The 12,199-nt window shown below is 73.7% G+C and carries 12 protein-coding genes and 1 pseudogene; 8 read left to right on the top strand and 5 right to left on the bottom strand.

What is annotated here, in order from left to right; genetic code table 11:
* Positions 1-60: 60 nt before the first annotated feature.
* On the bottom strand, positions 61-426 hold the full coding sequence (locus CCN29_RS30620) for a VOC family protein (RefSeq protein WP_031020275.1): 366 nt from the start codon (positions 424-426) through the stop codon (positions 61-63).
* A 95-nt stretch (positions 427-521) separates the two neighbouring features.
* On the opposite strand from CCN29_RS30620, the gene CCN29_RS30615 reads away from it, so the two are divergent.
* Entirely contained in the window at positions 522-1,565 is a 1,044-nt protein-coding gene (locus CCN29_RS30615) for a helix-turn-helix transcriptional regulator (protein WP_086685768.1), read from the top strand.
* Between the two features lie 229 nt (positions 1,566-1,794).
* A complete protein-coding gene (locus CCN29_RS30610; protein WP_086685765.1) occupies positions 1,795-2,811 on the top strand; it encodes a V-type ATP synthase subunit E family protein in 1,017 nt (338 codons plus the stop codon).
* 51 nt (positions 2,812-2,862) lie between these two features.
* Here CCN29_RS30610 and CCN29_RS30605 read toward each other — a convergent pair whose 3' ends face one another.
* A complete protein-coding gene (locus tag CCN29_RS30605; RefSeq protein ID WP_006134207.1) occupies positions 2,863-3,801 on the bottom strand; it encodes a DUF3027 domain-containing protein in 939 nt (312 codons plus the stop codon).
* Between the two features lie 341 nt (positions 3,802-4,142).
* Between CCN29_RS30605 and CCN29_RS30600 the strand changes: the two genes are divergently transcribed.
* From CCN29_RS30600 to CCN29_RS30585, 4 genes are all read left to right on the top strand, one after another.
* Positions 4,143-5,573: an MFS transporter gene (locus tag CCN29_RS30600; RefSeq protein ID WP_086685763.1), complete on the top strand. Its 1,431-nt coding sequence runs from the start codon at positions 4,143-4,145 to the stop codon at positions 5,571-5,573.
* Positions 5,574-5,669: 96 nt separating this feature from the next.
* Positions 5,670-6,170 carry a DUF2771 domain-containing protein gene (locus CCN29_RS30595; RefSeq protein WP_442538572.1) on the top strand — a complete coding sequence of 167 codons (501 nt, stop codon included), beginning with the start codon at positions 5,670-5,672 and terminating at the stop codon, positions 6,168-6,170.
* Entirely contained in the window at positions 6,137-6,889 is a 753-nt protein-coding gene (locus tag CCN29_RS30590) for a futalosine hydrolase (RefSeq protein WP_369150965.1), read from the top strand. Before CCN29_RS30595 ends, CCN29_RS30590 begins: the two co-directional genes overlap by 34 nt.
* On the top strand, positions 6,879-7,727 hold the full coding sequence (locus CCN29_RS30585; protein ID WP_086685757.1) for a 1,4-dihydroxy-6-naphtoate synthase: 849 nt from the start codon (positions 6,879-6,881) through the stop codon (positions 7,725-7,727). The genes CCN29_RS30590 and CCN29_RS30585 overlap by 11 nt, the downstream gene beginning before the upstream one ends.
* A gap of 28 nt (positions 7,728-7,755) precedes the next feature.
* On the opposite strand, the gene CCN29_RS30580 is transcribed toward CCN29_RS30585, so the two are convergent.
* Positions 7,756-8,139 carry a cold-shock protein gene (locus tag CCN29_RS30580; RefSeq protein WP_006134202.1) on the bottom strand — a complete coding sequence of 128 codons (384 nt, stop codon included), beginning with the start codon at positions 8,137-8,139 and terminating at the stop codon, positions 7,756-7,758.
* 162 nt (positions 8,140-8,301) lie between these two features.
* On the opposite strand from CCN29_RS30580, the gene CCN29_RS30575 reads away from it, so the two are divergent.
* On the top strand, positions 8,302-8,577 hold the full coding sequence (locus tag CCN29_RS30575; protein ID WP_006134201.1) for a hypothetical protein: 276 nt from the start codon (positions 8,302-8,304) through the stop codon (positions 8,575-8,577).
* On the opposite strand, the gene CCN29_RS30570 is transcribed toward CCN29_RS30575, so the two are convergent.
* A complete protein-coding gene (locus CCN29_RS30570) occupies positions 8,559-9,209 on the bottom strand; it encodes an HAD family hydrolase (protein WP_006134200.1) in 651 nt (216 codons plus the stop codon). The two genes, CCN29_RS30575 and CCN29_RS30570, sit on opposite strands and share 19 nt — an antisense overlap.
* A gap of 387 nt (positions 9,210-9,596) precedes the next feature.
* Positions 9,597-10,598, bottom strand: a complete 1,002-nt coding sequence (locus CCN29_RS30565) for a hypothetical protein (protein WP_086685755.1) — start codon at positions 10,596-10,598, stop codon at positions 9,597-9,599.
* Between the two features lie 117 nt (positions 10,599-10,715).
* Between CCN29_RS30565 and CCN29_RS30560 the strand changes: the two are divergent.
* Positions 10,716-12,199 (top strand): annotated as a pseudogene (locus CCN29_RS30560) (DNA-binding protein); the annotation flags it as partial.

The following is a 12,199-nucleotide window of genomic DNA, read 5'->3' as shown; positions in this document are numbered from 1 at the left end:
CCACTGCCGCGACTGCCGCACCGCCAGGCCGTGACCGTGACCGGAACACGGACCCCGGGGTCAGCGGGTGAAGAAGTTGACGAGGTTGCCGTCGGGGTCGCGGAAGAGCAGGGAGCGGTTGCCCCAGGGCATGGTGGCGGGGCCGTTGACGACGTCGGTGAGGAAGCCGGTCAGGTCCTGGTGGACGCGGTCCACGTCGTCGACGAGGAACTCGACGATCGCGCTGTGGTTGTCGGCCGGGCGGGCGGAGCCGGGTGCGAACATCGGGACGGTGGCGGTGCCGGCGATCGCAAGGGTGGCGCCGTCCGTCCTCAGCTCGGCGAAGTGCTCCGTGGCCCATGTCGCGGGCACGCCCAGGGCCCGCTCGTAGAAGGCGACGAGACGGGCCACGTCGGCGGTGATGATGCGAACGGAAGCGAACTGCATGGCGAGACTCCTCTGCCGTACGGACGATGTGCACGGCCGACGGTAGGAGCAATAGCGGACAGAATCCGCCCGGTATCGGCGCTAGATTGGTGGCTGTGCCCCGCCCCGCCGCCCGTGTGCTGACCCTGCTGGAGCTGCTGCAGTCCGGCGGCACCAGGACCGTGTCCGAACTGGCCGGCCGGCTCGGCGTCGACGGGCGGACCGTCCGGCGGTACGTGGAACAGCTGATCGACCTGGACGTGCCGGTGGAGTCGGTGCGCGGGCGGTACGGCGGGTACCGGCTCGGGCCCGGGTACCGGGTGCCCCCGCTGATGTTCGGGGACGAGGAGGCGCTGGCCGTGCTGCTCGGGCTGGTCGCCGGACGCAGGGCGGGGCTGACGACGGCGCAGCGCACGGCGAACGAGACGGCCGCGGCGAAGATCCGGCGCGTGCTGCCCCGGCACCTGGCCCGGCGGCTGGACACCCTGTTGGAGGCCCTGTCCTTCACCGAGGAGCCCGGGGAGTCCGACAGCCCGGACGCGGGAGTGCTGCTCACCCTGGCGGACGCGGTGCACCACCGCCGGCCGGTCGCGGTCCGCTACACCGACCGCGAGGGACGCCGCAGCGACCGCACCCTGCACGCGTACGGGATCGTGGCGCACGCCGGGCGGTGGTACGTCACCGGCAGGGACGCGGAACGCGACGAGGACCGCACGCTCCGCCTCGACCGCGTCACGGACGCCCGCACGCTGCCCGGCTCGTTCGAGGCGCCGGAGGGCGGCCCGGACCCGGCGGAACGTGTGGTGACGGGCTTCGCGACGGCCGCGTACCGCCACGAGGTGTCCCTGCGCGTCCAGGCGCCCCCCGAACACGTCCGGGCGCACCTGCCTGCGACCGTCGCGACCCTGGAGGAGCACGAGCCGGGATGGCAGCGCGTCACCCTCCGCGCGGAACGCCTCGACTGGCTGCCCCCCGTCCTGGCCGCCCTGAACCGCCCCTTCGCCATCGACCGCCCCACCGAACTCCGCACCCTGACGACCGAGTTCGCCACCCGCCTCGCCACATACGCCGAGCGACCGGCCCGACCAACGCCACGGCATCGGAACCCGAAATCGGAAACTCCGGTGCCGCCCGAAGCAGGCGATCACTCGGACAGGTGAACATCAGCCGCTCGGCTGCGTTTTCACGTCCTCGGCACCTCTACGCTCAGCGCGACACGACCCGAAAAGGACTTCGACCCTCGCCGGGATTCGCGCCTTCGCGCCCAGTCACCCGCTGACAGCAACGCCACCCCTCCGCGTCACACACCGGTGGCGTCGAGCACGAGAACCCCGCCACACCCTCGGCTGCCAGGTCCAGCCTCCACCCCTGACGCCCACAAGGAAAAACATGGTCAGTCCGCCGCACGAGGCGATGCACCGCATCTTCCAGCACGACCCGGGTCTCTTCAGCCGCGTCTCACGCTTCCTCGGAGTCGACATCCCCGCCCCGGTGAAGGCGACAGCGCTGCCGACCGACCTGACGGAGACCAACCCCGTCGAACGCCGGGTCGACACGCTTCTCCGGCTGGAAACCGCTGATCAGGGGTCGTTCATCCTGGCCGTCGAGGCCCAGGGCAAGAAGCACCCGGACAAGCCGGCGAGCTGGGCGTACTACACGGCGTACCTGTGGACGAAGTACCGGCTGCCCACGGCTCTCCTGGTGGTGTGCCAGGACCCCGCCACGGCACGATGGGCCCAGCAGCCGGTGAGCTGCGGACCGCCTCAGCTGCCCACCCTCACCGTGCAGCCGTTGGTCGCCGGACCGCACAACATGCCCGTGATCACCGACCCGGAGGAAGCCCGCGCCGACCTCGTCCTGGCCAGTCTGGCGGCCATCACACACGCTGCCGAACCGGACGTCGATGTGATACTGAAAGCCCTGTCCACAGCGCTCCGGGACGCACCTGAAGACGTCGCGAAGCCCCTCATCGAATTCACCGCACAGGGCCTGGGCAAACGCCCGGCCAAGAACCTCTGGAGGAATCTGGTGGCCGTGGACCTCTCCTTCTACACGTCCTACCTCGCGGAAGAAGTCCGAGCCGAGGTACGCAAAGAAGTCCGAGCCGAGGTACGGCAGGAAGTCCGCGCCGAAGTACGGCAGGAAGTCCGCGCCGAAGTACGGCAGGAAGTCCGCGCCGAAGTACGGCAAGAAGTTCAGGCCGAGGTACGCGACGAGGCCCTCACGCAAGGTGAAGCTCGGCGTGCCGCTGCAGACGTGCTGGCCGTGCTCGCGGAACGCGGACTCCCCGTGTCCGATGCCGTCCGCGAGGTCATCGACGGCTGCGACGACCCCGAGACCTTGAGTCGCTGGCTGCGCCGGGCCGTCACGGCGTCGACGGCCGAGGACGTCGTGTCCGGCGCGTGAGGTGACAGGCGGGTGGCGTCACCATGAGCGGCGTCGCCACCCGCCGGCGCCCTACGAGTGCCCCAGCTCCGCCGACGACGCGTCCTCCGTGGCCGGGACCGAGCCCGAGTCGGGGGACGGGCGGAGGGGGAACGGGTCGACGCGGGTCTCGTCGATGACCGGCGGGGCCGGCTGCGGGGGCTTCGGCATGACCGCGGCCTCCGAGTGGCCGCCGCAGCCGTAGGCGAGGGAGACCACCCGGCCGTCCGCCGGGGAGAACTCGTTCGCGCACACCCCGAACGCCTGGCCCAGCGAGCCGCCGATCGGGGCGAGGAAGCCGCAGGACATGCAGGAGGCGGGCGCGGCCTGCGCCATCGGGGTCTTCGGGCCGAACGCCTCCTCCCAGCGGTCGGCGGCGGCGTGCAGCCCGTAGCGGGAGAGGACGCGGGCGCGGCGCATGCCCAGCTCCTCGGCGACCGCGGCGATCGAACCTCGGGACGGCGTGACGGTCTGTTCGGCCGGCGTGCCGCCGGTGACCTCGGCGTCCTCCGCCTCCGCGAGGTCCGCCAGGTCCTCCGTCAGCGACGGCCTCAGCGCCGAGTTCGGCGGCGGCTCGTCCGCACCCGTGTAACCGGGCTCCAGACGCAGGTCGTCCGCCTCCGTGGGCAGCAGGTCGCCGGGGCCCAGGTCGCCGGGGCGCAGCCGCTCGCTCCACGGCACCCACTCGGGTGCCAGGACCGCGTCGGGGCCGGGCAGCAGGACGACCTCGTCCACCGTGACGATCTTGGCGCGGGAGGCGCGGGCGACGGTGACGGCCCACCGCCAGCCGCGGTAGCCGAGCTCACGGCACCCGAAGAAGTGCGTGACGACGCGGTCCCCCTCGGAGACCGACCCCTCGTGCTCGCCCACGACCCCGGGCGCGGCGGCCTCCTCGGCTGCGGCACGGGCGAGGTCGACGGCCTCGGCGCACAGACGGTCGGGGGTGCGGCTTCGCGTTGTCGCTGCGCTCACAGGTATCGCTTCTCTCCTACGCCGTCTCACGAGTGCGCCACTCCCAGCGCGGGGGGCGGACGGAGCGGACCGGAGGACCGCGTCGACGTCCGCGCCGCATCGTGCTCGGGCGCGCCCACCATCCATTCTGCGGGATGGCTGAGATACGCACGCTACCTGTTCGCGTGCGCTGGGCCTACACCGACGGTCGTTACGGAACGGCGCGTGCCGGTTGTCGGGCCGCGGAGGGCCGCCGCGGGCGGCCGAAGACACCCGGGCAGGTTCGGCCGTACAGAGGCACCGGACGTCCCGTCCCCGGTGTTACCGCACTACGCACCGCCATCTCGGGGCACTATGACGTCGTGGCCACCGCGAGGACACCCCAGGGCGCCACCGGAACCGGTGGGCCCTCAGGGGACAAGGGACGCGGCCGCCGCCCCGGCTCGGCCCGGGCGGACGGCCGCCTCCGCGCGTTCGGACGGGCACTGCACTTCCCGGTGACCCGAACCGCCCGCGGCATCCGCAAGGCGACCCACGCGCACGGCGCCGGCGAGTCCGGCCTCGGCAAACTGATCGAACTGCACGCGGTGAACGGCGCGGGCGACATGATGATCACGGTCGCGCTCGCCTCCACCGTGTTCTTCTCCGTCCCCACCGACGAGGCCCGCGGTCGCGTCGCCCTCTACCTCGCCATCACGATGGCGCCGTTCACGCTCCTCGCCCCCGTCGTCGGCCCGCTCCTCGACAAGGTCCCGCACGGCCGCAGGGCCGCCATGGCGGGCGCCATGCTCGCCCGCGCGCTGCTCGCCCTGGTGCTGTCCGGCGCGGTCGTCAGCGGCGGCCTGGAGCTGTACCCGGCCGCACTGGGCGTCCTGGTGGCGTCCAAGGCGTACGGCGTGGTCAGAAGCGCCGTCGTGCCCAGGCTGCTGCCGCCCGCCTTCTCCCTCGTGAAGGCGAACTCCCGGGTGACCCTCGGCGGACTCCTCGCCACCGGCATCGCCGCCCCGATCGGCGCGGGACTCCAGCACATCGGGCCGCGCTGGCCGCTCTACGGGGCGTTCGTCCTGTTCGTGACCGGCATGCTGCTGTCGTTCCGGCTGCCGGCGAAGGTCGACTCCGCCAAGGGCGAGTCCGTCGCCCTCCTCGCCGCCGACGAACAGCACCTGCACGGCCCGCACCGCAAGACCGAGAAACCCGGCCTGCGCACCGTCGGCCCGGCCGTCACCCACGCGCTGGCCGCCAACGCCGCCATCCGCTGCCTCACCGGCTTCCTCATCTTCTTCCTCGCGTTCCTGCTCCGCGAGCACCCCATGACCGGCCAGAGCGCGGCCGTGTCGCTCGGCATCGTCGGCGTGGCCGCGGGCGCGGGCAACGCGCTCGGCACGGCGGTCGGGGCCGGACTGCGCTCCCGCGCCCCGGAGATCATCATCGTGACGGTGGTCGCGGTGGTGCTGGGGGCCGCGATCACGGCGGCGGTGTTCTTCGGCGCCGTGCTCGTCGCGATCCTCGCGGCCGTCGCCGGGTTCGCGCAGGCGCTGGCCAAGCTGTCGCTGGACGCGCTGATCCAGCGGGACGTGCCCGAACAGGTACGGACGTCCGCGTTCGCCCGGTCCGAGACGCTGCTCCAGATGGCGTGGGTGCTGGGCGGCGCGATCGGCATCGCCATGCCGCTCATCGGCACCCTCGGCCTCGCGGTCGGCGCCGCGATCGTCGGCGCGGGCTGGCTGACCACCGTCCGCGGGCTGCTCCGTTCGGCCCGCCAGGGGCACGCGGGACGCCCGCGAGTGGCGTAACGCGGGGCCACGCGGGACGCCCGCGAGTGGTCTAACGCGGGGCCACGCCGTACCCCACGTGGGGAGCAGGGCACACCTGCCCGATAGCCTTCGCCCATGACCACGTTGCCCCGCGGCGCAGCCGCCACGACACACCGCGCTGTGCGACGCCGCCGTGCCGTCGCCGCCGCCGGCGCCGTATCCGCAGGCCTGCTCGTCCTGTCCGCCTGCGACAAGCCCACGGCGATGGCCACCATCACGGTGGGCAGCGACTCGGTGAGCTCCGAGGCGACCTGCGGTGGCGAGGGCAAGGCCCTGACCACCGAGACCCTCAACGAGTGTCTCCAGGACAAGGACATCGACGAGATCAAGGTCGACCCCACGAAGCCCGTCCGCTTCGGCGTCGACCCCGAGATCGCCGACCACGGCTGGACGATCCTGCTGAACGGCCAGCCGCTCGTCGACCCCACCAAGAAGACCTACCAGTCCATTCCCGGCAGCGTGTTCTTCAACGCCCAGTACGGCGCGCAGGGCGACTCCACCCTGGTGTCCGTCAAGGAGGGCGAGGACGAGGCCACCGGACTGTGGTCCTTCCGCCTGAAGAAGGACGAGGACTGACCACGTCCCTCACACGCGTCCTCGTGGCCACCGCGGTCCCCGCCGAGCGGGACGCGGTGGCCGAGGCGTTCCCGGGACCGGTACGGGAACGCACCCTGCCCGGCGCCGTCGTGCACCGCACCGCCGACGGGCCCGACCTGCTCGCCGCCGGCGTCGGCCCGGCCCTCGCCGCCGCGTCCACGGCCGCCGCGCTCACCGCCGCCGCCCTCGACGGCCGGCCCTACGCACTCGTCGTCTGCGCCGGCATCGGCGGCGGCTTCGCCCCCGACGCACCCCTCGGCTCCCTCGTCGTCGCCGACGCGATCACCGCGGCCGACCTGGGCGCCGAGACCGCCGAAGGCTTCCTGCCGGTCACCGAGCTCGGCTTCGGCACCGTCACCCACCGCCCGCCCGCCTCCCTCGCCGCGGCGGCCGCCGCCGCGACCGGCGCCCGCACCGGCACCGTCCTCACCGTGTCCACCGTGACCGGCACCGCCGCCCGCGCCGACACCCTGCGCGCCCGCCACCCCCGCGCCCTCGCCGAAGGCATGGAGGGCTTCGGCGTCGCCGAGGCCGCCGCCGCGCAGGGCGTCCCCGTCCTGGAGATACGGGCGGTGTCGAACCCCGTCGGCCCGCGCGACCGCGCCGCCTGGCGCATCGGCGACGCCCTGGCCGCCCTCACCGACGGCTTCGGGAAGCTCGCGCCCGTATTGGAGAGTTGGAACCAGCATGACCAGTGAGCCCCTGACCATCGCGTACTCGCCCTGCCCCAACGACACCTTCGTCTTCGACGCCCTCGCCCACGGCCGCGTCCCCGGCGCCCCCGCCCTCGACGTCACCTTCGCCGACATCGACATCACCAACGGCATGGCCGAACGCGGCGAACTCGACGTGCTGAAGGTGTCGTACGCGGTGCTGCCGTACGTCCTGGACGAGTACGCCCTGCTGCCCTGCGGAGGCGCGCTGGGACGGGGCTGCGGGCCACTGGTGCTCACCCGCGAGGCCGGGGTGGACCTCACCGGGCGGACCGTCGCCGTACCGAGCGAGAAGTCGACCGCGTACCTGCTGTTCCGGCTGTGGGCGGCGGACACGGTGCCCGGCGGGGTCGGCGAGATCGTGGTCATGCCGTTCCACGAGATCATGCCCGCCGTACGGGACGGCAAGGTCGACGCCGGCCTCGTCATCCACGAGGCGCGCTTCACGTACCAGAACTACGGGCTGCACAAGCTCGCCGACATGGGCGAGCACTGGGAGCACACCACCGGCCTGCCGATCCCGCTCGGCGCGATCCTCGCCCGCCGCGCGCTCGGCGAGGAGACGCTGACCCGCCTCGCGGACGCGATCCGCACCTCCGTGCGGGCCGCCTGGGACGACCCGGAAGCCTCCCGCCCGTACGTGATGGAGCACGCCCAGGAGATGGACCCGGCCGTCGCCGACCAGCACATCGGGCTGTACGTCAACGAGTTCACCGCCGACCTCGGCGAGGACGGCTACGCGGCCGTACGCGGCCTGCTCACCCGTGCGGCGGCCGAGGGACTGGTCCCGCCCCTCGGCCCTGACGCACTGCGCTTCCCGTAGACCGGACGGCCAGGCGGCCCGGACGTGCTCAGACGTCGAGCTGGTCGGCGACCGCGCGGAGCAGCCCGGCGATCTTCTTGCCGGCCGCGCGGTCGGGGTAGCGGCCCCGCTCCAGTGACGGCGTGATGTTCTCCAGCACCGTCGTGAGGTCCTGGACGATCGACGCCAGCTCGTCGGGCTTCTTGCGCTGGGCGGCCGCGACCGACGGGGTCGGATCCAGGATGGTCAGGGAGAGCGCCTGGTCGCCACGCTGCCCGGCGACCACGCCGAACTCCACACGCTGCCCCGGCTTCAGGGCCTCGACTCCGGCGGGGAGGACCGAGGAATGCACGAAGACGTCGCCGCCGTCGTCACGGGAGAGAAAGCCGAAGCCCTTCTCGCTGTTGAACCACTTGACTTTGCCGGTGGGCACGTCTGTCCTCGTCCTCGTACTCGTCGGGAAACTGCATCGTTGAACGGCTTTTGACAGCACTCGGGCGGGCCCGATGACCCGCCGGTACCAGGCTAATGGTCTTCGAGCCGGTGACAAGACGTCACCGCGTTGTTCCTCCGCGCAGGGAACTACCCTGGTCCGGTGCGTGACAAAACCCAAGCGAATTCCGCTGCGCCCGGTGACGGTCTGGTCCGTGCCGGCGCCATTGTTTTCTTCGTCGGCGCCGTGGCCACTCTGGTCACGGTCGCCCCGCTGTTCCTCGGGACGACGCCCTTTCCCACGTACATGTTCGGACTGAGCATGCTCATGGGCGTCGGATTCGCCGTCGCCGGTGCGGGAGTGCTGCGTTCCGCCGCCGCCGGGCGGCGACGGGCTCGGGCCGCGGGCGCGGTTTCCGGTCAGTTGTCCGAGCAGTAGTCCGAAAACCAGCGGGGGAATTCCGTCAGATCCGTGAGGACGGTGTCCGCGCCGGCCTCCTCGAGTTCCGCCGCGTCGCACGGGCCGGTGGCCACCGCGACCGACACCGCGCCCGCGGTGCGCGCCCCGCGCACGTCGCCGGTGTGGTCGCCGACGTACACGGACGCGCCGTGCTCGCGCAGCGCCAGCGCCTTCTGCTCGGCCCACAGGTCGCCGATCACGGCGTCCGGCTCGATGCCGAGGTGCGCCAGGTGCAGCTTGGCGTTGGGCTCGTACTTCGCGGTGACCACGATCGCCCGCCCGCCCCGCGCCTGCACGGCGGCTATCGCGTCCCGCGCGCCGGGCAGGGCGAGCGTCGGCGTGATCGCGTACTCCGGGTACATCGCCCGGTACAGCTCCGCCGTCTCCGCCACCCGCTCCGCCGGGAACCAGTTGACCAGCTCCTCCACCAGCGGCGGCCCCAGCCGGCTGACCGCGAGATCGGCGTCGACGTACGTCCCGGTCCGCTCGGCCAGGGCCACGTAGCAGGCCCGGATCCCGGGCCGCGAGTCGATGAGCGTCATGTCGAGGTCGAACCCGACGGTGGGAGCGGTGGAGGGGGCCGACTGTGCGGGCGGGGTCGTGGAAGCCATATGCGCCATTGTGCGACACCGCCCACCGGGCCAGGCCCGGTGCCCGGAGGGGGGCGCCGCGCGGTCGTCACCCGACCTGGCGTCGCGCGACGCGCCCGGAGGGCGATACGGCTCAGCTCCAGCCCAGTGGCGGCGACGCGCGAGCGCAGGCGCGCCCGGGGCCTGCGCCCCTGTGGCCGGGGCGCACATGGGCCGACGGCCACAGGACTCGGTCACCGGCCCGCTCGGTGAGGGCGATACGGCTCGCGCACCGGTCGTCGGGGGTGAGGCGAGTCGCGGCGCGCGGGGGGGCTGTGGCCTTGCGGTAGGGCGTCGGGACCAGGGGCGTGGGCGTGGCGGCGCCCCGTGAGCGGTGGGGTGTGGGCGCCCCCGGCCCGGCGGGAACCCTCAGCGTTGGCGTTGGGAGCGCCAGGTCAGGAACAGGGCCGATGTGAGGGCCGCCGTGCGGATGATCCAGGGCCAGGTTTCCGTGAGGGCCGTGTTCAGTTGGCCCTCGGCGATCGGTGTGCCCCAGCGGCCTGTCGTGCGGCCCCAGAGCCAGACGATGCCTCCGGCGAGGGAGAGGCCCGGCAGGACCATCACCGCCGCCTTGACCTCGCCGGGGGTCAGGCGGCGGGAGGCGTAGGCGATCAGCCAGCCCAGGATCAGGGCGAACCAGTTACCCAGTACCGCGCCCACGACCAGGGAGGCCGCGGCGAGCAGCAGCAGGGGGTTGCTCCAGCGGCGGGACGGGAGGCGCAGCAGGCGGCGGCGTGTGGGGGCGGGGGCCGCGGCGGTCGCATCGGCTTCCGCCGTCTCAGGCGCGGGAGTTTCCGGTGCCGGCTTTTCCTTCTGCTGCGGCTGCTTCAGCAGTTCCGGGATCTCCACCCCGCCCACGAAGCCCGGGACCTCGTCGCCCACGCCGAACAGGCCGCTGTCCACCCGCCACCAGTCGGGCTGACCGGCGCTGTCGCCCAGTTCGTCCGAGCCGGCCCGGTGCGGGGGCGCCGGTACGTTCTCCGGCGCCGGCGCGGGCGTGGGTGTCGACGGGCGGGGGCGTGGGACCACCTTGCGGAGCATGCCGCCCACCGAGGCGCCCGGCCTAGCGCCCCGTTCCGGTTCCCGTTGCACCGGCACGGCGGGTGCGGCCGCCGCCGACGCGCCCGGCGTGGAACCCGGGGTGGAATCCTCCGCCTTGGTGACGACCTCCGTCGGCGTGCCGATGCGGGCGATGATGCGGCGGACGGCCGCGGGCGAGTCCACCACGGCCTTGGCGCGGCGCCGGTCGATCTCGTCGCGCAGCTCCGCGACCAGCCGTATCCGGGCCGCCGAGGGCAACTGCCGTTGCTGGGCCACGTCGCCGACGCGGCTCAGATACTCGTAGACGACCTGGTCACTCTCGATACCCACGAAGTCCCCTCCGGGACGGATGCGTCGGGACACCGTCGCCCGACGGTACCGCGACTGCGGCGGGGCGACCCAACTCCCGGCACGCCACGGTCGTACCCACCCGCTAACGTGAGGCGGATGAGCACCGAGGAGAACCCCGCGGCGGCCCCCCGATCCCTCGCCGAGGCGCTCCGGGGGCGCGACGACGTCTCCCTGGCCGCGCTCCTGCGCAGCCGGCCGGATCTCATCACGCCCGTGCCCACGGATCTGACGCAGCTCGCGACCCGTGCGGGGACGCGTGCCTCGGTGGTGCGGGCGCTGGAGCGGCTGGACCGGTTCACGCTTCAGGCCGCGCAGGCGCTGGCGGTGGCGTCGGACCCTGCGACGTACGGGGAGTTGCTGGGGCTGATGGCGGGGGACGACGGTGATCCGGCGGTGTCCGCCGCGTTGCCGCACGCGCTCGGCACGTTGCGGGAGCAGGCGCTGGTGTGGGGTGGTGAGGACCGGCTGCGGCTGGTCCGCACCGCGCGTGAGCTGCTGGCGCCGTCGCCGCAGCATCCGTCGCCGACGGGGCTGGGGCCGACGGTGCGGGAGGCGGCGGCGGGGATGTCGCCGGGGCGGATCCAGGAGATCGTGGCGACGGCGGGGCTGCCGTCGACGCACGACTCCGTGTCCGCGCTGGAGGCGCTGGCGGGGCTGTTCAGCGATCCGGAGCGGATGTCGGCGCTGCTCGACCAGGCGCCGAGCGAGTCGGTGGAGGTGCTGGAGCGGCTGGTGTGGGGGCCTCCGTACGGGCAGGTGACCGCGGATCCGGCGCCCCGGCTGCGGTGGCTGCTGGACCGGGGGCTGCTGCTGCCGACGGCGCCCGGGACGGTGGTGCTGCCGCGTGAGGTGGCGCTGCGGCTGCGGGCGGGGCGGGCGCACCGGACGACGGAGCCGGTGCCGCCGGCGGTGGAGGCGGCCGCCGCGCATCCGCCGCGGATCGTGGACGCGACGGCGGCCGGGCAGGCGTACACGGCGCTGGCGACGGTCGAGGAGCTGCTGAAGGACTGGCACGAGGGCGGGCCAGCGGTGCTGCGGGCCGGGGGGCTGAGCGTGCGGGACCTGAAGCGGACCGCGGTGGCGCTGGACGTGCCCGAGCCGGTGGCCGCGTTCTGGGTGGAGCTGGCCTACGCGGCCGGGCTGCTGGCGTCCGACGGGGAGGCGGACGAGCGGTACGCGGCGACCCCGGCGTACGACGAGTGGCTGGAGCGGCCGGCCGGTGAGCGGTGGGCGCGGCTGGTGACGGCGTGGCTGGCGGCGACCCGGACGCCGGGGGTGGTCGGGGAGCGGGACGCGAAGGACCGTACGTTGTCCGCGCTCGGTCCGGGTCTGGACCGTTCGGCGGCCCCGGAGGTACGGCACCGGGTGCTGGCCTTGCTGGCGGGGCTGCCGGAGGGGGCCGCGCCGGACGGCGAGTCGCTGCTGGCGCGGCTGCGCTGGGAGCGGCCGCCGCGGGTGGTGCGCACGGGGGGCGGTGCGCCGTCGCCGTACGCCCGGCGGACGCCGGCGCAGCCCGCCGAGGGGGCGCGGGCGGCGGCGGCCCGTGCGGAGACGCCGGGGTACGCGGAGGACGGCCGGAG

It is taken from the genome of Streptomyces pseudogriseolus, assembly GCA_002154585.1.
In the GTDB taxonomy this organism is placed as follows: Bacteria; Actinomycetota; Actinomycetes; order Streptomycetales; family Streptomycetaceae; genus Streptomyces; species Streptomyces pseudogriseolus.
This window is presented reverse-complemented; position numbering and strand designations above follow the sequence as displayed.

Bases quoted from the DNA above. Each gene is read 5' to 3' on its own strand.
- CCN29_RS30585 (WP_086685757.1), top strand. From the start codon at position 6,879: ATGACCAGTGAGCCCCTGACCATCGCGTACTCGCCCTGCCCCAACGAC.
- CCN29_RS30620 (WP_031020275.1), bottom strand. From the start codon at position 426: ATGCAGTTCGCTTCCGTTCGCATCATCACCGCCGACGTGGCCCGTCTC.
- CCN29_RS30570 (WP_006134200.1), bottom strand. From the start codon at position 9,209: ATGGCTTCCACGACCCCGCCCGCACAGTCGGCCCCCTCCACCGCTCCC.
- CCN29_RS30595 (WP_442538572.1), top strand. From the start codon at position 5,670: ATGACCACGTTGCCCCGCGGCGCAGCCGCCACGACACACCGCGCTGTG.
- CCN29_RS30610 (WP_086685765.1), top strand. From the start codon at position 1,795: ATGGTCAGTCCGCCGCACGAGGCGATGCACCGCATCTTCCAGCACGAC.